Origin of the sequence: Nocardia alba NBRC 108234 (assembly GCF_001612665.1) — a bacterium.
Lineage (GTDB): Bacteria > Actinomycetota > Actinomycetes > Mycobacteriales > Mycobacteriaceae > Nocardia > Nocardia alba.
In genome coordinates, this window is the sequence record NZ_BDAX01000014.1 from 62,304 (window position 1) to 81,300 (window position 18,997).

The window sequence follows — 18,997 nt, forward strand, 5'->3', positions numbered from 1 at the left end:
CTCCTACTGGGTGGCCGTGGCCGGTTCGAGCGCGGCGAACGCGGTGGGCAGGTCGGGGACCACGACGAGGCGATCACGCGCCCGTGCCGGCACCATCGTGCGCTGCGACAGTTCGTCGATCCAGCTCAACAGGCCGTCGTAGAAGCCGTTCGCGTTCAGCAGGACAACGGGTTTGGTGTGCTCGCCGAGGTAGCCACCGGTCCAGGTCTCGAACAGTTCCTCGAGCGTCCCGATGCCGCCGGGCAGCGTGAGGAACGCGTCGGCGCGCGCTTCCATCAGCTGTTTGCGCTGGCGCATGGTGTCGGTGACGAGCAGTTCGTCGGCATCGACATCGGCGACTTCCCGGTGCACCAGGTGTTTCGGGATCACGCCGACGGTGTGCGCGCCACCGGCCCTCGCCGCCGTCGCGACCGCGCCCATCATCGAGACGTGACCGCCGCCGGAGACCAATTGCCAACCACGCCGGGCGATTTCGGTGCCGACTCGCGCGGCGAGGCTGATCAGGTCGGGATCGGTGGTACTGGCGGAGCAGTAGACGCAGACGGAATAGCTCACCATTGATCCTCGGTGCCGAGCCGCTCGATGTTCGCGTGATCGCCGGTCTCGCCCTGGATGATCCGCACGACCTCGTCGACGCTGTCGGTGAGCTGGATCAGGTCGAGGTCCTCGGGCGAGATCTTGCCGGAACCCGCCAGCGAGCTACGCAACCAGTCGACCAGACCCGACCAGTAGTCGACGCCGAACAGGATGATCGGGAAGCGGGTGATCTTGCGGGTCTGCACCAGGGTGAGCGCCTCGAACAATTCGTCGAGGGTGCCGAAGCCGCCGGGCAGACAGACGAAGGCCTGGGAGTACTTCACGAACATCGTCTTGCGCACGAAGAAGTACCGGAAGTTGATCCCCAGATCCACCCACTCGTTGAGACCCTGTTCGAACGGCAGCTCGATCCCGAGCCCGATCGAATAGCCGCCGGCCTCCGAGCAGCCGTGGTTGGCCGCTTCCATCGCGCCGGGCCCGCCGCCGGTGATCACCGCGAAGCCCGCCTCCGCGAGCGCGGTGCCGATCGCCCTGCCCGCCACGTACTCGGGGTGCTCGCGGCCCGTGCGCGCCGAGCCGAATACCGTCACCGCGGGCGGGATCTCCGCGAGCGCACCGAAACCCTCGACGAACTCGGCCTGGATCCGCAGCACCCGCCACGGATCGGTGTGCACCCAGTCGCTGTCCTGCCGCGTATCGAGCAGGTTCCGGTCGGCCGTCCGGACGCCGGGCTTGCGCTCACGGCGGAACATCACCGGACCACGGAACCTCGGCTTGACCTTCCCGACCTGTTCGTCAGTGGAATCGGTAGACATGAACCCAACCTACTGTGTCGGATTGCGGGCGCGGGCGCGCACTTGTCCGATTCACAGGGACACGCCCTTCGCCCGCAGGATGTCCATGACCCGCTTGTCGTGGGCGGCACACGCGGCACCTTCTCCGGCCTGGCTGATGCGCTGGATCAGGCACCCGACAGGTAGCTCCGCAGCATCGCGGTCACCGCGGTGATCTGGCTCAGCGGTACGTGTTCGTCGCGTTTGTGGGCGAGATTGGGGTCGCCGGGGCCGAAGTTGACGGCGGGGATGCCGCGGGCGGCGAAACGGGAGACGTCGGTCCAGCCGTACTTGGCCCGCACGCCACCGCCACCGTGGGCGTTGACCGAGTCGATGAGTGTCGCGGCGGCCGGGGCGGTCAGGCCGGGGAGGGCGCCGGGTGAGGAGTCGGTGACCTCGAAGGACACATCGAGTCCGTCGAAGACCTCGCGGACATGCGCGATGGCCTGCTCGACGCTGCGGTCGGGGGCGAAACGGAAGTTCACATCCACCTCGGCGGCATCGGGCACCACATTGCCCGCGACCCCACCGCTGACCCGCACGGCCGACAATCCCTCGCGGTACACGCACCCGTCGATATCGACCTCGCGCGCGACATAGCCCGACAATCGCTCCAGCAGGGGAGCCAGGCCATGGATCGCGTTCTCCCCCAGCCACGCTCGCGCCGAGTGCGCGCGCACGCCGGCCGTGGTCAAGCGCACCCGCAGGGTGCCCTGGCAGCCTGCCTCGATCCAACCCGCCGAGGGCTCACCGAGAATCGCCAGATCGCCTTCGAGCCATTCCGGCAATTCCCGCTCGATCTGCCCGAGTCCGTTGAACTCCGCGGCGATCTCCTCGCCGTCGTAGAAGATCAGCGTCAGATCGTGGGCCGGGTCGGCGATCGTGGCGGCCAGGTGCAGGAATACAGCGTCACCGGACTTCATATCCACTGTGCCACAACCGAACAGCACCGCTTCACCGTCGATTTCGTCGGGTCGGCTCGGCACATTGTCCGCGATCGGCACGGTATCGAGATGGCCCGCCAGGATCACCCGCGTCGGCAGTCCGCGCCGCGTCCGCGCCAGCACCACGTTCCCGTGCCGCACCACTTCGAACCCGGTGGTCTGCTCACGCAACGCCTCCTCGACCAGATCCGCGATCTTGGCCTCATCGCGCGACACACTCGGCACGTCGACGAGAGCGGCGGTCAACTTGATGGGGTCGGCACGCAAATCCAGAGTCACATCTTCGACAGTAGTACGGGCGCGTCCGCGATCGGCTGATCCGGGCCGAGCGGACCGCGTGGTCGAACGCACAGGGCCCGCGGCACACCAGCAGGGCCGGACCGGGCAAAATGGCCTCCGTGAGTATTCAGGGAGCAACTGCAGTCGGTATCGCCAATGTGACCTCGGACGGGACGGTCCTCGATACCTGGTACCCCGGCCCCGCGCTGGGCGAGTTCACCGAGACCGGCTCCCAGCGCCTCGACGCCGCCGACGTGCCCGAATTCGCCGAGCTCCTCGGCGCGGACGCGGCGCGGGGAGTCGAGGTCATCGCGGTGCGCACCACGATCGCGGACCTGTCGGCCGCCCCCGTCGACGCGCACGACGTCTACCTGCGCCTGCACCTGCTCTCGCACCGCCTGGTGCGACCGCACGGACTGAACCTCGACGGCCAGTTCGGCCTGCTCAGCAATGTGGTGTGGACCAACCACGGCCCGTGCGCGGTCGACGGCTTCGAGCAGACCCGCCTGAAGCTGCGCGCCCGCGGCCCGGTGACGGTCCTCAGCGTGGACAAGTTCCCGCGCCTGGTCGACTACGTGGTCCCCGCCGGCGTGCGCATCGGCGACGCCGACCGGGTTCGGCTCGGCGCGCACCTCGCCGCCGGTACCACCGTCATGCACGAGGGCTTCGTCAACTTCAACGCGGGCACCCTCGGCAACTCGATGGTCGAGGGCCGCATCTCGGCGGGCGTCGTGGTCGGCGACGGCTCCGATGTGGGTGGTGGCGCCTCCATCATGGGCACCCTGTCCGGCGGCGGCACCCAGGTCATCTCGGTCGGCGAGCGTTCACTGCTCGGCGCCAACGCGGGCGTCGGCATCTCGCTGGGCAACGACTGCGTGATCGAGGCCGGTCTGTATGTCACCGCGGGTACCAAGGTGACCGGGCCCGACGGCACCGTCGTCAAGGCCGCGAGTCTGTCGGGTCGAGACAACCTGCTGTTCCGCCGCAATTCCACCACCGGGGCTGTCGAGGTCGTGCCGCGCAAGGGCACCGGCGTCGAACTGAATGCCGCGTTGCACGCCAACGATTGACCGGTCGCGTTGCCGGGCCATTCGGCCCGGCAATTGTCGACACCAGTCACAATTCAGCAAATGCTTTCGATTTCACGAATTCGAACCCGAATGTGCGACAAGCAATTTCACGCGCTAACCTTCGTTTCGTCGCTCCGATCAGGAGCGGTAAAAAAATGCGGAGGGATGAAAGTATGAAGTTCGGAAAGTTCACTACTGCTGTTTTCATGGCGGTCGCTGCGGTGGGGATTACCGCGGCCACTGCCCACGGTGCGCCCGCGCTGGGCACCGAGCAGCCTGCTGTAGTGGCTTCGGGGGGCGTGACTTCTGGCACCACACACGGAATCGATTACCGGACCACGGTCGCGCCCGCGGACAAGGCCATCACCTGGGCGGTCGAGGGCGGCAAGTTCGAGCTCGCCGCCGACGGCGCGTCGGTACTGCTCAAGACCACCGACGGCGCGATCGTCGACCAGACGCCGCTGCGCTCCGAGGTCGCCGGCCTGCCGATCGTCGTGAACCAGCAGATCAGCGAGGACGGTCGCACCGTCAAGCTGACTTCCACCATGGCGCCCGAGGATTCCGCGAAGCTGAGCAATGTCGCGGAACTGAAGGACATCAGCTCCGTCGACCGGCTCATCGAGCAGGTCAACAAGAACCTGCCCGGCGTCGTCATCGGCGGCCTCATCGGCTCGTTCATCCCGTTCCTGTGGATCGTCACCATCCCGGCCGGAATGGTCATCGGCGGCTACCTGATGGGCGGCCAGGAATTCCTGGATGCCGTGACCGCGTTCGCGTCCGGTCAGCCCTGATCTGACCTCGTCACAGGGAAAGGCCTCGTACTGCTGCGGAGTACGGGGCCTTTCCCTATGACGCACCTCACCGTCACAGGAGAGCGCCGGGCGCCATCACATGGTCGACAGCGACAGTCCATGGCAGGAGGCACACATGCACATCGTGGTTATCGGCGCGGGGTACGCGGGTACGGTCGCGGCGAATCGGCTCCATCGCAAGGCTCCTGACGCGCGCATCACCGTGGTCAATCCGCGCGCGGTCTTCATCGAGCGGGTGCGTTTGCACGAACAGCTCGCCGGCAGCGGGACCGCGGACCGGCCGCTCACCGAGATGCTCAGGGACGGGATCGCGGTCGAGACCGCGAGTGTGGACAAGATCGGCGACGGTGCGCTCACCCTCGACGACGGCCGGAGCCTGGACTTCGATCACGCGATCCTCGCGGCGGGCAGCATCGCGAACCCACTGGCCGGCACGATCGCGATCGGTACCTGGGAAGGCGCCGAACAGGCACGGATCGCGCTGGAGGCGCTGCCCGCGGGCGCGATCGTGACGGTGATCGGTGGCGGGCTGACGGGGATCGAGACCGTGACCGAGATCGCCGAAGCTCGCCCCGACCTGCGCCTACGGCTGGCGAGCGAGACGGTCGCCGCCGGGCTCTCGGCCGGTGCGCAACGCCATATCGGCGCCACACTGGCCCGCTTCAACGTGGAGATAGTGACCGACCGGATCACCGAGGTCACCCCGACGGCCCTGCGACTCGGCTCGGGCGCCGAACTCGCCTCCGACCTCACGCTCTGGGCGATCATCGCCGCGGTGCCCGACCTGGCCGCCCGCAGCGGACTCGCGGTGGACACCGGCGGCCGAGCCCTGGTCGACGCCGCGCTGCGCAGCGTCACCGATCCTCGCGTCTTCGTCGTCGGCGACTGCGCGGCCGTGCCCGGCATGCGCATGGCCTGCGCCACGGCGGCTCCGCAGGGCGCACACGCGGCCGATACGCTGGCCAGGATGATCAAAGGACGCGAGCCGCGCCCGTTTTCGATGGGCTACGCCGGGCAGGGCATGAGCCTGGGCAGGCGTGACGGGCTGATGCAGACGACCGACCGCGCGGACAACCCCCGACGGCTGTTCCTGCGCGGACGCGTCGCGGCGTTCGCCAAGGAACGCGTCAGCCGCTATGCCGCCTATGCCTCCCGCACCGGCAAGAGCGTGTGGATCAGCGGCCCGAAACGGTGACAGAGGCGCCCGAGGACACCTTCACCGAGAACCGGCGGCTGCTGTTCTCGATCGCCTACGAGATCCTCGGCTCGGTGGTCGATACCGAGGACGTCCTGCACGACAGCTATCTGCGCTGGCGCGAAGTCGATCACACCCTGGTCGACAACCCGCGCGCCTACCTCGCCCAGATCGTCACCAGGCAGGCGCTCGGGGTGCTGCGTGCCACGGCCCGCAGGCGTGAGGAGTACGTCGGACCGTGGTTGCCCGAACCGCTGGCCACCGAGCCGGACGGCGGGGTCGAGCACGTCCTGACCGGCGAGGCCGTGACCACCGCGATGCTGCTCGTGCTGGAAACGCTCACGCCGGTGCAGCGGGCGGTGTTCGTGCTGCGCGAGGTGTTCGCGTTCGACTACCCGGAGATCGCGACGGCGGTGGATAAGTCGGAAGCCGCTGTGCGGCAACTGAACCAGCGTGCCCGCAACCGCGTCCACGCAGCCCGCCACACTGTCGTCGCCACCCCCGCGCAGGCCCAGTCGGTGGTGGAGCGGTTCGCGATCGCGGCCGCCACCGGCGATGTGCAGGCGCTGATGGACGTGCTGGCTCCCGAGGTGGTGTTCCTCGGCGACGGCGGCGGGCTGGTGAGCGCGGTGCGCAGGCCCGTGCACGGCCGCGACAAGGTGTCGCGCCTGACCATCGGGTTGTTCGCCAAGGGCCAGCGGCTCGGCGCCGTCGGCACGCACGTCGGGATCTACAACGCGATGCCCTCGCTGCTGGTGACCATCGACGGCGTGCTCGACCAGGTGACGTCGATCGAGGTGAGCGATGGTCGCGTCACCGCGATCTATTCGATCCGCAACCCCGAAAAGCTCAGTGCTGTGCGGGTTCCGGGGTGAGATCGAAGGCGGGGCGCTGGCCGGCGCACAGCCGTCGGCCAGGCGTCACCGCTGGAGCAGCTTCTTCTGCACCTTGCCCATCGCGTTGCGCGGGAGCGAGTCGACGAAACGCACCTCCCGTGGTCGCTTGTGGGCCGAAAGCTGTTCGCCCACATAGCTGGTGAGCTCGCCCGCGAGCGCGTCGGAGCTCGCGTCGCGCGCGACGACGAAGGCCACGATCCGCTGCCCGAGATCATCGTCGGGCAGTCCGACCACCGCGACCTCGCCGACCGCCGGATGCCCGAGCAGCGCGGTTTCGATCTCCCCCGCGCCGATGCGGTATCCGCCGGATTTGATGAGGTCGATCGATTCGCGCCCGACGATGCGATGGAATCCGTCGGCATCGATGACGGCCACATCGCCGGTGCGGAACCACCCGTCCTCGGTCCAGTCCGACGCCGTGGCCTCGGGCCGGTTCAGGTACCCGTCGAACAGCATCGGTCCGCGAACCTGCAGGCCACCGATGCTCGTGCCGTCGTGCGCGACGGGCGCGCCCGCCTCGTCGCGAAGTCTGGTCTGCACTCCACGCACCGGCGTGCCGACCCAGCCCGGCCTGCGCTCGCCATCCGCCCTGGTCGACAGGGTGATCATGGTTTCGCTCATCCCGTACCGCTCCACCGGCGCCTGCCCGGTGAGCTCGGTCAGCTTCTCGAAAACCGGCACCGGCAGCGGCGCGCTGCCCGAGACCAGCAACCGCGCCTTGCCCAGTTGCCTGGCCAGCTCGGGCTGCTCGACCACGCGTGACCACACGGTCGGCACGCCGAAGTACAGACTTCCGCCCGCCGCCGCGTAGGCCTGCGGCGTCGGCTTGCCGGTGTGGATCACCGGACTGCCCACCCGCAACGGCCCGAGCAGCCCGAGGATCAGCCCGTGTACATGGAACAGCGGAAGCCCGTGTACCAGTGTGTCTTTCCATGTCCACGCCCACGCCTCGGCCAGCGCGTCGAGCCCGGCGGCGATCGCGGCGCGACTGAGCATCACGCCTTTGGGGGCCCCGGTGGTTCCCGAGGTGTAGAGGATGAAGGCGATCGCGGCCGGATCGGGTTCGGGATAGGTGTGCCACGACCGCGCGTGCAGCCGCACCGGCACCACCGGCAGGTCGGTGCCCTCCGGCGCCGGGCCGAGCCAGGCCTGCGCGCCCGAATCGCGCAGCATGTGCTCGCGTTCGGCGACGCCCGAGTCCGGCGGCACCGGAACCACCGTCACCCCCGCGATCAGGCAGCCGACCACGGCGATCACGGTGCGCAAGGTCGGTTCGGCCAGCACCGCGACGCGGTCGGCGCGAGCGATACGTTCGGCTACCGATGTGGCCGAACCCAGCAGATCGCTGCGCGAGACGGTGGCATCATCGATGGTGACGGCGTCGGGAATGTCATCCCCGGCGGCGACGGCGGCCGGATTCAGCGAAGCGAGGAGCAGCGGCGGACCATAGGACATCCGTCAACGCTAACGCGAGGCGATCGGGCGGGTACCGCCGCCGCTGTCGTTGACACCCTGACGACATGATGAGACATTTAGTGCGTACTTCTCTCACTAGCTCTTCGAGGAAAACGGGGTCAACGATGACCATCCTGTCGCGCTCGCGTTCCCAACGGTCCGAACCGGCGCCCTTCGATATCCGCGACCATGTCGACGGTTCCGCGGCCTTCTGGGGCGCGACCGCCAATGTGATCATGCAGCTCAGCCTCGCCCCCGTCGGCCACGGCGTCGCCGAATCGACGGTGCACAGCGGCAGCATCATGCGCCACCCGGTCAAGCGCACCCGAACCACCCTCACCTACCTGTCGGTGGCGCTGATGGGCACCGACGCCGATCGCGAGGCCTACCGCACCGCCGTCAACGGCGCGCACCGCCAGGTCCGCTCCACCGCCGACAGCCCGGTGAAATACAACGCCTTCGACAAGAACCTGCAGTTGTGGGTGGCCGCGTGCCTGTACTGGGGCTCGGTCGACGTGATGCGTCGCCTCTACGGCCCCGCCGACGACGACCTCGCCGACACCTTCTACGACTACGCCCATCACCTCGGCACCACGCTCCAGGTCCCCCGCGAGATGTGGCCCGCCGATCGCGCCGCGTTCGATGCCTACTGGACCGAACACCTGCAGCTCACCAGTGTGGACGCCACGGTCAAGGCCTACTTCGACGACCTGCTCGACCTGAAGATGGTCGACAGGCGACTGCGCCGACCTTTCGCCGGCTTCCACCGCTGGTTCACCACCGGCCTGCTCCCCCAGCACCTCCGCGATGAACTCGGCCTGACGTGGAGCGCCGCCGACGAGCGCAAACTCAACCGCCTGATGCGTACCACGGGCACGGTGACCGCCCGCCTGCCACGCCCCATCCGCAACTTTCCCTTCAACGTCACCCTCATCGACATGCGCCGTCGTCACCGGCTCGGCAAGCCCCTGATCTGATCGGCGTTGCCGCGCGCCTCCCCCGTCGACCTGCGGCGTTCGGGTTTCATTCCCCACGATCGCAACGCCGTCGCGGGGAATCGGAGGACGCTCGTGAGCATTCGAACAATGACAGGGTGTGCGGCGGTCGCGGTCGGCCTCATGATGGCCGCGCCCGCCGCACACGCCGACGAGGACCCGACGACGGTGCCCCCGCGAACCGCCATCTCACTGCGGATGCCGGGCGGATTCGCCTGGGGTACAGCCAACGAGCACGAATCGCGGGCGGCGCTGTCGCTGTCCAAGCTCTACATCGCCGACTACGCGCTGCGCCACGGCGACGGCTCACCGCAGGACCGCGCGCTGTCGGAACGAATGATCCGTGACTCCGACGACGGCGCCGCCACCCAGCTCGCCGACAAGTATCCGCAGGCGATCGAGGCGACCGCGAGCGAATACGGGTTGCGCGCCACGCACGGCACCGCCGACTGGGGCAGATCCAGTACCAGCACCGCCGACCTCACCGACTTCCTGGCCGCCAAGCAACGCACCGACGCCGGTTCGCCGATCTTCGAGTGGATGGCGGGTGCGAGCAATACCGCCGCCGACGGCACTCCCCAGAACTGGGGCACCGCCCAACTACCCGGCGTCCAGGGCAGCAAGTGGGGATGGTCGGATATGGGCGCCCCCGAGGTGGCTTCCGCGTCCTTCGGACCCAGCTTCTCGGTCGCCGCGCACACCTACGGCACCGCCGCCGACCAGTCCGTCGACGTACTCGACGCCCTGCCCGCGCTGGTCCTTCGCCTGGTCGGGGCGTCCTGACCGGCGCGGGCAAGGTAGCTGCGCCCGGTCAGAACGGGGCGAGCTGCCACCAGTTGTCGCGGGTCTCCTCGAAAGTGTGCCCCGGCCACGACACTTCGACCACCGAGTTCGCGCTGAACACATTGCCGCGCTCCCTGGTTGCGAGAGTGAACGGCGCGGCGGGGTCGCGTGGCCGGTAGGCGACGAGGCTGGTGTGGTGCAGTTCGCGCGTGAGGTCCTCGGTGGTGTGCCGCCGCAGATAGGCATCCACGTCGGTGGCGTCGGGGTACTCGGTGTACCAGGCGATCACGCCGTCGGCATCGGTGCACATGATCTGCCGCAACGGCGCCGGGTCACCCGGCAGCACCACCAGTGACGGTGTCGCCGAGCAATTCGCCCCGCGCCAGCCGCGCCCGGTGGGCCCCGACGGGATCAAGTCGGTGAACCCCGAGGCCACCGAACCGTGCGCGCCCCAGGTGGGCGGCGGTGGAATCCGGTTGGGCCGCACGAACTTCCAGTAGATCCCGGCGACACCGATGATGCCGACCCCGGCGACCAGCGCGAGCACGATCAGACTCACCGCCAGTACCCGCCACCGCGACGAAACCGCCCGCTGCGGTGGTCGCCCGGAACGTCCACCCGAGGGTGCCCGCTGCCCTACCTCACGGGCACCCACGTGCGCATACCCGGGATGCGGAACAGCCACCGCGCCGATCGCTTCGGTTCTACCGCCGCCTACCGGGGCCTGCCGCGCAACGGCGTAGGACGGTGAACTCACCTGGGTCGGATCCAGCAAACTCTCGCCGGAGTGCGTCGGCAGGTGTTCACGGCCGGAAGCCACCCCGACCGGGACGGCCGCCCCGCCGACCACACGGGCAGGTTCACCGGCGCGGGGCGAGCGGGAACCACCGGTGCCCCGCGACACCGAACCCGCGCTCACCGAGGCCGCTGTCGCCGCGCGCGCGAATTCCTCACAGCTGTCGAATCTTTCGTCCGGCGCCTTCGCCATCGCCCTGGCGATGACCGCGTCGATTCCGGGTGGCAGGGCGGCGACCACCGCGGACGCACTGGGTACCGGCTTGGTCAGGTGGGCCGCGACCACCGCGCCGGGATTGTCCGCGGGGAAGGGGCTTTCGCCGGTGAGCAGGGTGAACAGGGTGCAGCCGAGCGAGTACTGGTCGGATCGGTGGTCGACCGGGGCGCCCGAGAGTTGTTCGGGCGAGGCGTAGGCGAGGGTGGCGAGGAAGGCTCCGGTGCGGGTGAGCTGACGGGCGTCGCCGAGAAGACGGGCGATACCGAAATCGGTGAGCAGAACACGGTCACCGGTTCGGCTCGCGGCCAGCAAGATGTTGGCGGGCTTCACATCTCGGTGCAGTACGCCACGATCGTGGGCGTAGTCCAGCGCCTCGGCGGTCTGGGCGATGATGCCGATCGCCCGCGACGGATCCAGCGGCTCCCCGCGGAACACCGAGGCGTCGCGGCCGTCGACGTACTGCATGGAGATCCACATCAGGCCGTCTTCGACGCCCCGGTCGAGCACCGACACGATGCCGGGGTGATCGAGATGGGCGGACACGTCCGCCTCACGCTCGAACCGTCCGCGAACCTCGTCGTCCGAGGACAGTTCGCGACCGAGCAGCTTCAGCGCCACCTGCCGCGGCAGGCGCGGATGCGCCGCGAGGTACACGGTGCCCATGCCGCCCCGGCCGAGCAGCCGGTCGATCCGATACCCCGCGAAGACCGTGCCGGCGCCGAACTCCACCCCGTGCATCCGTTGCGCCTCTCGATCCTGACAGCTATCGCCCCTGTGCTCCACACGATATCGGCCGCCCGAGACGGCATGCACCGCCGGGCGCGATCAGCCAGCGGTGCACACGCGGAGGCGTTCAGGACAGGCGGGCGGCCGCTTCGGCGATGCGCTCGTCGGTGGCGGTGAGGGCGATGCGCACGTGTTCGGGTGAACGCGGACCGTAGAAATCGCCGGGGGCAGCGAGGATTCCGCGTTCGGCGAGCCGATCCAGGGTGACGCGGCACGGTTCACCGCGGGTAACCCACAGGTACAGACCGGCTTCGGAGAAGTCGATGCGGAAACCAGCCTCCACCAGCGCTTTTCGCAGGATTTCGCGACGGGCGCGGTAACGCTCGCGCTGCTGCGCCTCGTGGACGTCGTCGCTGAGCGCGGCGGTCATCGCGGCCTGGATCGGGAACGGCACGATCATGCCGGAGTGCTTGCGCACCTCGAGCAATTCGGCCACCAGTTCCGGGTCGCCCGCGACGAATCCGGCGCGGTAGCTGGCCAGGTTCGAGGTCTTCGACAGGGAATGGATGGCCAGCAGACCGGTGTGGTCGCCGTCGCAGACGCGGGGGTCGAGGATCGAGACGGCTTCGCCCTCCCAGGTCAGCCCCAGGTAGCACTCGTCGGAGGCGACGATCGCGCCGCGCTCGCGCGCAAAGGCCACCACCTTGCGCAGGTGCTCGACGGGCAGCACCTTGCCGGTGGGGTTGGAGGGCGAGTTCACGAAGATCAGCGCCGGGTTCTGCGGACCGATCTGGGTGAGACCGTCGGCGCGCCAAGGCTTCGCGCCCGCGAGCAGCACACCGACCTCGTAGGTCGGGTAGGCGATCTCGGGAATCACCACCAGGTCGTCGGAGCCAACGCCGAGCAGCCGCGGCAGCCCGGCGATCAGTTCTTTCGTGCCGAGTACCGGCAGCACCGCCGCCGGGTCTACGCCGGTGACGCCGAACCGGCGCGCCAACGCGGCGACGGCGGCCGAGCGCAGCTCAGGGGTGCCGTGCGTGGTCGGGTAGCCCGGAACCGACGCCACCGAACCCAACGCGGCCCGGATCAGCGGATCGACCGGGTCGACCGGGGTCCCCACGGACAGGTCGACAAGGCCACCGGGATGGGCGGCCGCCTTCTGTTTCACCGCGGCGATGGTGTCCCAGGGAAAGTCGGGCAGCAGCCCGCTCACCCGGCCCTTGCGGCTCTGGGTCGGCACCCCTGCGCTCACTCTTCGGCCATCGGGGGCAGCGCCTTGATGAAGGCGGGGTCGAAGTCGACCACACCGACCTTGGTCGCGCCGCCGGGGGATCCCAGCTCGTTGAAGAAGTCGACGTTGGCGTTGATGTAACCGCTCCACTGGTCCGGAGTGTCGTCCTCGTAGAAGATCGCCTCCACGGGGCAGACCGGCTCACACGCACCACAGTCCACGCACTCGTCGGGTTGGATGTAGAGCATGCGACCACCCTCGTAGATGCAATCCACGGGGCATTCCTCGATGCACGCCTTGTCCTTCACGTCAACGCACGGTTCAGCGATGATGTACGGCACTGCCGTTCTCCTAGTCTGTCCTCACCTGCGGGGTTACTCCGCCCACGAAACTTTATCCCGACCGCCCACATTACTCCCAGGTCAGCCTGCCCTAACTCACACTGACAATCAGCCGATAGCCAAAGGCAGTGGTGCCGGTTTGGCCTCCACCACTCCGTAGGTGGTGGTGCGTTCGCGGACCGGACGGTCGATACCCGCCGCGATCTCGGTGAGCTCGGCGACGGTTTTCGCCGAGCCGTGCTGGGACCCGGCCATCCGGGAGATGGTCTCCTCCATCAGCGTGCCACCCAGATCATTGGCGCCGCCGGTGAGCATCGCCTGGGTCCCGAGGGTGCCCAATTTCACCCAGCTGGTCTGGATGTTGTGGATGCGGCCGTGCAGCATGATCCGGGCCAGGGCGTGCACCGCGCGGTTGTCGCGGTTGGTCGGGCCCGGCCTGGCCGCGCCCGCGAGATAGAGCGGCGCGCTCTGGTGCACGAACGGCAGCGGGACGAACTCGGTGAAGCCGCCCGTCTCGTCCTGGATGCCGCGCAGCACCCGCAGGTGCCCGACCCAGTGCTTCGGGTTGTCCACATGGCCGTACATCATCGTCGAGCTCGACGGGATGCCGAGCTTGTGCGCGGTGGTGATGACCTCGATCCAGGCCGAGGTGGGGAGTTTGCCCTTGGTGAGCACCCAGCGGACCTCGTCGTCGAGGATTTCGGCGGCCGTTCCGGGGATCGAGCCCAATCCGGCCTCTTTCAGCGCCGACAGCCAATCATGGATGCTCTGGCCCCCGCGCGAGGCGCCGTTGACGATCTCCATCGGGCTGAACGCGTGCACGTGCATCGACGGCACGCGCGCCTTGATGGCGCGGACCAGGTCGGCATAGCCGGTGACGGGAAGTTCGGGGTCGATGCCGCCCTGCATGCAGATCTCGGTGGCGCCGTCGACGTGGGCCTCCCAGGCGCGATCAGCCACCTCGCCGGTGCTGAGGGTGAAGGCGTCGGCGTCGCCCTTGCGCTGGGCGAAGGCGCAGAAGCGGCAGCCGGTGTAGCAGATATTGGTGAAGTTGATATTGCGGTTCACCACGTAGGTGACCTCGTCGCCGGAGACCTCGCGGCGCAGCGAATCCGCCAGTGCGGCAACGGCTTCCATATTCGCGCCGTCGGCGGTGGCCAACGCCAGATACTGCTCGTCGGTCAGACCAGCCGGATCCTTCTCTGCTGCTCGCAGAGCGTCGAGCACCTCGGAATCGAGCCGCTCGGGCGCGATGACGGCAAGGTCGCGGGCGTGTTCGCGGATCGTCTCCCAGTCGCCGAACGCGCCGACCACCTCCTGCCCGAGCCCGGAATCGCTGCGGCTGTCGGTGTTTCGGCCCTCGGTGTCGATGGCGGTGTTCAGGTCGACGCGGCCGACCGAATCCCACGACTCGTCGGGCTCCTGCCATGGCAGGCCGACCGGCACAGCCTCGGGCCTGGCCAAGCCGGTCGCGGGGTCGGTGAGCGCGGCGACGTGCGCGCCGATGCGCGGATCGATCCACGGGTGACCCGCGCGAACGTATTTCGGATGCGCCGAGGTGCGTTCCACGAGAACGAATCCCGCGGCCTCGGTGATCTCGCGCAGCGTGTCCAGATTCGGCCACGGGCGCTCGGGGTTCACATGATCGACGGTCACCGGCGACACCCCGCCCCAGTCGTCGATGCCCGCGTCGATCAGCGCCCGGCAATCACTGTGCGAGACCAGGTTCGGCGGCGCCTGTACCGGAACATCCGGGCCCAGGAGCAATCTCGTCACCGCGACGGCCGCCAGGAACTCCGCGACGCCCGCGTCGGGCACATCGCGCATGGCCGTGTCGTCCTTGGCGCGGAAGTTCTGCACGATCACTTCCTGGATGTGCCCGAACTCCCTGTGCTGCTGACGAATCGCCATGATCGACTCGGCCCGCTCGGTGAGCGTCTCGCCGATGCCGACCAGGATGCCGGTGGTGTAGGGCACCGAGAGCCTGCCCGCGTCGGTGATCGACCGCAGCCGGACCGCGGGATCCTTGTCGGGGCTGCCGTAATGGCATTCGCCCTTGTCGGTGAACAGCCTGGTGGCCGTGGTCTCCAGCATCATGCCCATCGACTGGGCCACGGGCTTGAGGCGCGAGATCTCGTTCCAGCTCATCACGCCGGGATTGAGGTGCGGCAGCAGCCCGGTTTCCTCCAGCACGAGGATGGAGACGGCGCGCAGGTAGTCGAGGGTGGAGTCGTAGCCACGCTCGTCGAGCCACTGCGCGGCCTCGGGCCAGCGGTCCTCCGGCCGGTCACCGAGGGTGAACAGCGCTTCCTTGCACCCCAGCGCGGCGCCCTGACGGGCGATCTCGAGCACCTCGTCGGGTTCGAGGAACATCCCCTTGCCCTCGGCGCGCAACTTGCCCGGCACGGTGACGAACGTGCAGTAGTGACACTTGTCCCGGCACAGCTTGGTGAGCGGGATGAACACATTGCGCGAATAACTGATCGTGGCTGGGCGGCCCGCCGATTCCAGTCCCGCGTCCCGGACCCGGGCGGCACTGGCGCACAGGTCGACGAGGTCGTCGCCGGTGGCGTGCAGCAGGACGGTGGCCTCGTCGACGTTCAACGTGACGCCGTCGCGCGCTCGGCGCAGTGCCCGGCGCATCGCGGCGGGACTCGGCGGCGGCATCGGAACGCTCGGCTTCGGAAGGTCGCTCACCCCGTCGATCATGCGCTACTTCTCTCCCGGACGTGTGGTCGGCTGGTCACTGCCCCCTCGGCGGGCGCGGTGCGGTCGTCCTTGTCCGACGACAACCTCCACCGCGACCACGCGTATTCCCGACGGGGTGAACTCGTCGCACGCGCATGGAACCATGGTCAGCATGTCACTACCGCGTTCCACCATCCTGGCCGAACCGGCCTGGCGTCCGAGTGCCAAGGCCAAGCTGCTGTGGGCGTTGGAGAACGCGATCGTGGTGGGCGTGTTGTGCGTCGTGCTCGGGGTGTGGGCCATGCTCGACGACGACCATCGCGGCTGGCAATCGCTCGCCGTACTGGCGCTGGTGGTACTCGCGGTGCTCGGCGTCGTGGTGATTCCGATGTGGCGATACGCGGTGCATCGGTGGGAGGTCACCGATGAGGCCGTGTACACCAGGGCGGGGTGGTTCGATCAGGAATCACGGGTCGCGCCGATCTCACGGGTGCAGACTGTCGACACCGAGCGTGGGCCGCTGGAACGGATCCTGGGGCTGGCCACGGTCACGGTGACCACCGCGTCATCGGCGGGGGCGGTGAAGATCAACGCGCTCGACCGGCCGGTGGCCGAGGAGACGGTGCTGCGGCTCACCGCGATCGCCGCGCAGCACCGCGGGGACGCGACGTGATCGAGGCCGTCGAATGGCAGCGCCTCGACCCGCGCATGCTGCTGGTGTATCCGGTCAACGAGATCATGAAATACATTCCGGTGCTGCTCGGCTCGATCATCGTCGGCACGACCAGCGGTAATCCGCTGTGGAGTCTCATCCCGGTGCTGCTGGTCGCCATGTTCGGTATCGCGCGCTGGTTCACGACGTCGTATCGGATCGACGCCGATCACGTGCAGTTGCGCAGTGGGATCCTGGCGCGGCGGACCCTGTCGGTGCCGAGGCCGCGCATCCGATCGGTGGATGTGGAGGCCGATCTGCTGCATCGGGTGCTCGGGCTGGCGGTGCTGGCGATCGGCACCGGGAAGCGGACCGGCAAGGGCGAGGGGTTCAAGCTCGACGCGCTCGATACGAGTCAGATCCCGGCACTGCGAGCCGAATTGCTCTCACACACCGGGCAATACCTGCCCGAACACGTCGATGAACCCGGGGCACAGCGTGTTTCGCATTCCGACACGCTCGCCGAGTCCGGGTTGGAGATCGGACACTGGCGGGCGGCGTGGGTGCGCTACGCGCCGCTGTCGCTGACCGGACTGGCTGTCGTCGCCCCGATCGCGGGCTTGGGCGCGCAGTACGGGGTGATCGACGTGCTGTCGAAAAGCGCTGTCGTGCAACACCTCGACGACGACACCGCCTCGGTCGTCGCGATCACCATCGCCGGGTTGACCGTGCTCGTATTGGCGTTGGTGAACCTCGCCGCGTGCGGCCAGTACCTCGCCACCTGGTTCGGCCTGCGCGTGCTCGACAACGGCACCACCCTGCACCTGCGCCACGGACTGTTCACCACCCGCCAGATCACCCTGGATCTGGCGCGCTTCCGTGGCGCCACCCTCAACGAACCGCTGCTGCTGCGTGCCGCCGGCGCCGCCCAGCTGGAAATGATCATGACCGGCGAGAAACCGCGCCAGAAGATCCTTCCCCAGGCGCCCCGCGTCGCCGTGCAACGCACCCTCGACGAGCTGTTGCGCAGCCACCGAGACCCGCGCGCCGACGCACCGGATCCGGCACCGGTCACCGGCGCCGCGCTCGGCACCGTCGACCTGCGTAAGCACGGGCCGCTCGCCCGGCGTCGCCGCTACACCCGGGCCGCGTGGCCCGTCGGGATCGTCGTCGTCGCCATGCTGGCTGTCGCGCTCGTCGACGACTACCCACCGCCGTGGACCTGGACCTTCCCGGTGGTGTTCGCTGTCGTCATGGCCCTGCTCGCCGAGGATCGCTACCGCGGCCTCGGTCATCAGGTGCTGTCCGGCACCACCGGCCCGACCTGGCTGATCACCCGCCACGGCAGCCTCGACCGCGATCGGGACTGTATCGAAGCTCCCGGCATCATCGGATGGACTGTGCGACAGACCTTCTGGCAGCGCCGTGCCGGACTCGCCACCGTCGTCGCGGCCACCGCCGCGGGCAAGAAGGCCTACCAGGTGGTCGACATCCCGATCGATCAGGCCGCGTCCCTGATCGAGGAAGTGACCCCGGGCGGACTCGGCAGACGCTGACAGGTCCGGGAATCGCGGTCCCCGGCACCGACCCCGAACAGGGTGCCATGGACGAGAAGACCCGCCGAGCCGAGAGCGGCGCGGACGCCGGACGCGGCGTAGCGTTCGATTCGATCGCTACGCCGCTGACGCTAGGGGTGATTCGTGCATTTCACCGAGGTTATCGAGAATGCCGGCAAAGTGCTCGACGCCGCGGGTGTCGCGGCCATCGTCATCGGCGCGCTCGTCGGCACGGTCCGTTTCCTGCGGCAGTTGGCCGGGCACGAGGAGTTCGAGCTCGCCTACGGCATCTATCGGCGCGGGCTCGGCCGGGCGATCCTGCTCGGGCTGGAATTCCTGGTCGCGGCCGACATCATCCGCACGGTCGCCATCTCACCGACGTTCGCCAGCGTCGGCGTGCTGGCGTTGATCGTGCTGGTACGGACGTTCCTCAGCTACTCGCTGGAACTCGAGCTGACCGGGCACTGGCCGTGGCAGACCTCGAAATCTACCGGCTGAACTGGGAGCGGTAATACATATATCCCGCGGGCGCGAGCACACCGCAGGCGAGCAACAGCAGGGTGCGGCCGTCACTGCCGAGCATGATGTCACCGCCCGGTCCTCGGGAGGCGCAGACCATGAACCCGAAGACCCACATTACGATCGGGGCGAAGAGGAAACCGACCCGGTCGGTCACCGACTCCATGCCGTAGACGAGGGCGACATTGATGGGCGCCGCCAACAGCGCCACCACCGGAAACGCCAGCGAGCCCAGGTAGAGGGGCAGGAACAGCACTTCCACGGCCAGGGTGATCAGCGCGTCGACCAACAGCAACACCACGATGAGTCCCGAGAGCAACGGATCCAGGCCGGGGATGCGTGCGAACCGCAGCACGGCGGTGGGCTGATCGCGATCGGTCACCATGGGCGTGAGTCTATTCGGCCGAACCGCTGCGCTGTGCCGCGCGCGCCCAGGAGAGCCGCCGGCCCCTGTACGGCTCGCCCATCAGCTC

The 18,997-nt window shown here is 68.5% G+C and carries 18 protein-coding genes; 9 read left to right on the top strand and 9 right to left on the bottom strand.

All coding sequences use genetic code 11. From position 1 onward, the window contains the following. Positions 1-3: 3 nt before the first annotated feature. From NA12_RS16245 to dapE, 3 genes are all read right to left on the bottom strand, one after another. Complete coding sequence (locus tag NA12_RS16245; RefSeq protein WP_067451179.1) at positions 4-558, bottom strand: LOG family protein; 555 nt, start codon at positions 556-558, stop codon at positions 4-6. Then, positions 552-1,352 carry an LOG family protein gene (locus tag NA12_RS16250; protein WP_067451180.1) on the bottom strand — a complete coding sequence of 267 codons (801 nt, stop codon included), beginning with the start codon at positions 1,350-1,352 and terminating at the stop codon, positions 552-554. Before NA12_RS16250 ends, NA12_RS16245 begins: the two co-directional genes overlap by 7 nt. A gap of 146 nt (positions 1,353-1,498) precedes the next feature. After that, positions 1,499-2,593, bottom strand: a complete 1,095-nt coding sequence (gene dapE, locus NA12_RS16255; RefSeq protein WP_067451182.1) for a succinyl-diaminopimelate desuccinylase — start codon at positions 2,591-2,593, stop codon at positions 1,499-1,501. 119 nt (positions 2,594-2,712) lie between these two features. Here dapE and dapD point away from each other — a divergent pair, with 119 nt between their 5' ends. The 4 genes from dapD (at position 2,713) to sigJ (ending at position 6,545) form a co-directional block, all read left to right on the top strand. After that, on the top strand, positions 2,713-3,663 hold the full coding sequence (gene dapD / locus NA12_RS16260) for a 2,3,4,5-tetrahydropyridine-2,6-dicarboxylate N-succinyltransferase (protein WP_067451678.1): 951 nt from the start codon (positions 2,713-2,715) through the stop codon (positions 3,661-3,663). 173 nt (positions 3,664-3,836) lie between these two features. After that, complete coding sequence (locus tag NA12_RS16265; RefSeq protein WP_067451184.1) at positions 3,837-4,454, top strand: DUF8020 domain-containing protein; 618 nt, start codon at positions 3,837-3,839, stop codon at positions 4,452-4,454. A 136-nt stretch (positions 4,455-4,590) separates the two neighbouring features. Continuing rightward, on the top strand, positions 4,591-5,670 hold the full coding sequence (locus tag NA12_RS16270; RefSeq protein ID WP_067451186.1) for an NAD(P)/FAD-dependent oxidoreductase: 1,080 nt from the start codon (positions 4,591-4,593) through the stop codon (positions 5,668-5,670). Continuing rightward, entirely contained in the window at positions 5,667-6,545 is an 879-nt protein-coding gene (sigJ, locus tag NA12_RS16275) for an RNA polymerase sigma factor SigJ (RefSeq protein ID WP_067451680.1), read from the top strand. Before NA12_RS16270 ends, sigJ begins: the two co-directional genes overlap by 4 nt. A gap of 45 nt (positions 6,546-6,590) precedes the next feature. Here the strand turns inward: sigJ and NA12_RS16280 are convergent, their stop codons facing one another. Further along, positions 6,591-8,021 (bottom strand): acyl-CoA synthetase, encoded by a 1,431-nt coding sequence (locus NA12_RS16280; protein ID WP_067451189.1) that lies wholly within the window; start codon positions 8,019-8,021, stop codon positions 6,591-6,593. Positions 8,022-8,146: 125 nt separating this feature from the next. On the opposite strand from NA12_RS16280, the gene NA12_RS16285 reads away from it, so the two are divergent. Together NA12_RS16285 and NA12_RS16290 are read left to right on the top strand one after the other, a co-directional pair. After that, positions 8,147-8,998 carry an oxygenase MpaB family protein gene (locus NA12_RS16285; RefSeq protein WP_067451191.1) on the top strand — a complete coding sequence of 284 codons (852 nt, stop codon included), beginning with the start codon at positions 8,147-8,149 and terminating at the stop codon, positions 8,996-8,998. A 108-nt stretch (positions 8,999-9,106) separates the two neighbouring features. Further along, entirely contained in the window at positions 9,107-9,799 is a 693-nt protein-coding gene (locus NA12_RS16290; protein WP_067451194.1) for a serine hydrolase, read from the top strand. A 28-nt stretch (positions 9,800-9,827) separates the two neighbouring features. On the opposite strand, the gene NA12_RS33680 is transcribed toward NA12_RS16290, so the two are convergent. The 4 genes from NA12_RS33680 to NA12_RS16310 form a co-directional block, all read right to left on the bottom strand. Further along, positions 9,828-11,549, bottom strand: coding sequence for a serine/threonine-protein kinase (locus NA12_RS33680; RefSeq protein ID WP_067451197.1), 1,722 nt, complete (start codon positions 11,547-11,549; stop codon positions 9,828-9,830). 115 nt (positions 11,550-11,664) lie between these two features. After that, complete coding sequence (dapC, locus tag NA12_RS16300; RefSeq protein ID WP_067451683.1) at positions 11,665-12,750, bottom strand: succinyldiaminopimelate transaminase; 1,086 nt, start codon at positions 12,748-12,750, stop codon at positions 11,665-11,667. Positions 12,751-12,785: 35 nt separating this feature from the next. Then, on the bottom strand, positions 12,786-13,109 hold the full coding sequence (fdxA, locus tag NA12_RS16305; RefSeq protein ID WP_056813450.1) for a ferredoxin: 324 nt from the start codon (positions 13,107-13,109) through the stop codon (positions 12,786-12,788). Between the two features lie 108 nt (positions 13,110-13,217). Next, the gene (locus NA12_RS16310; protein WP_067451200.1) at positions 13,218-15,818 is read right to left on the bottom strand and encodes a bifunctional FO biosynthesis protein CofGH; all 2,601 of its coding nucleotides are present in this window, start codon (positions 15,816-15,818) and stop codon (positions 13,218-13,220) included. Between the two features lie 151 nt (positions 15,819-15,969). Between NA12_RS16310 and NA12_RS16315 the strand changes: the two genes are divergently transcribed. The 3 genes from NA12_RS16315 (at position 15,970) to NA12_RS16325 (ending at position 18,503) form a co-directional block, all read left to right on the top strand. Further along, positions 15,970-16,470: a PH domain-containing protein gene (locus NA12_RS16315; RefSeq protein WP_067451686.1), complete on the top strand. Its 501-nt coding sequence runs from the start codon at positions 15,970-15,972 to the stop codon at positions 16,468-16,470. Next, a complete protein-coding gene (locus NA12_RS16320; protein WP_067451203.1) occupies positions 16,467-18,005 on the top strand; it encodes a PH domain-containing protein in 1,539 nt (512 codons plus the stop codon). Before NA12_RS16315 ends, NA12_RS16320 begins: the two co-directional genes overlap by 4 nt. Positions 18,006-18,149: 144 nt before the next feature. Next, the gene (locus tag NA12_RS16325; RefSeq protein ID WP_067451206.1) at positions 18,150-18,503 is read left to right on the top strand and encodes a DUF1622 domain-containing protein; all 354 of its coding nucleotides are present in this window, start codon (positions 18,150-18,152) and stop codon (positions 18,501-18,503) included. Here NA12_RS16325 and NA12_RS16330 read toward each other — a convergent pair. Beyond that, positions 18,493-18,909 (bottom strand): hypothetical protein, encoded by a 417-nt coding sequence (locus NA12_RS16330; RefSeq protein WP_067451210.1) that lies wholly within the window; start codon positions 18,907-18,909, stop codon positions 18,493-18,495. The genes NA12_RS16325 and NA12_RS16330 overlap by 11 nt on opposite strands. Between the last annotated feature and the right edge of the window lie 88 nt (positions 18,910-18,997).

Coding starts and splice junctions, on each gene's coding strand:
- NA12_RS16265 (WP_067451184.1), top strand. CDS start 3,837: ATGAAGTTCGGAAAGTTCACTACTGCTGTTTTCATGGCGGTCGCTGCG.
- NA12_RS16250 (WP_067451180.1), bottom strand. CDS start 1,352: ATGTCTACCGATTCCACTGACGAACAGGTCGGGAAGGTCAAGCCGAGG.
- NA12_RS16315 (WP_067451686.1), top strand. CDS start 15,970: ATGTCACTACCGCGTTCCACCATCCTGGCCGAACCGGCCTGGCGTCCG.
- NA12_RS16310 (WP_067451200.1), bottom strand. CDS start 15,818: ATGATCGACGGGGTGAGCGACCTTCCGAAGCCGAGCGTTCCGATGCCG.
- NA12_RS16280 (WP_067451189.1), bottom strand. CDS start 8,021: ATGTCCTATGGTCCGCCGCTGCTCCTCGCTTCGCTGAATCCGGCCGCC.
- NA12_RS16330 (WP_067451210.1), bottom strand. CDS start 18,909: ATGGTGACCGATCGCGATCAGCCCACCGCCGTGCTGCGGTTCGCACGC.
- NA12_RS33680 (WP_067451197.1), bottom strand. CDS start 11,549: ATGCACGGGGTGGAGTTCGGCGCCGGCACGGTCTTCGCGGGGTATCGG.
- NA12_RS16270 (WP_067451186.1), top strand. CDS start 4,591: ATGCACATCGTGGTTATCGGCGCGGGGTACGCGGGTACGGTCGCGGCG.
- NA12_RS16290 (WP_067451194.1), top strand. CDS start 9,107: ATGACAGGGTGTGCGGCGGTCGCGGTCGGCCTCATGATGGCCGCGCCC.
- NA12_RS16285 (WP_067451191.1), top strand. CDS start 8,147: ATGACCATCCTGTCGCGCTCGCGTTCCCAACGGTCCGAACCGGCGCCC.
- NA12_RS16245 (WP_067451179.1), bottom strand. CDS start 558: ATGGTGAGCTATTCCGTCTGCGTCTACTGCTCCGCCAGTACCACCGAT.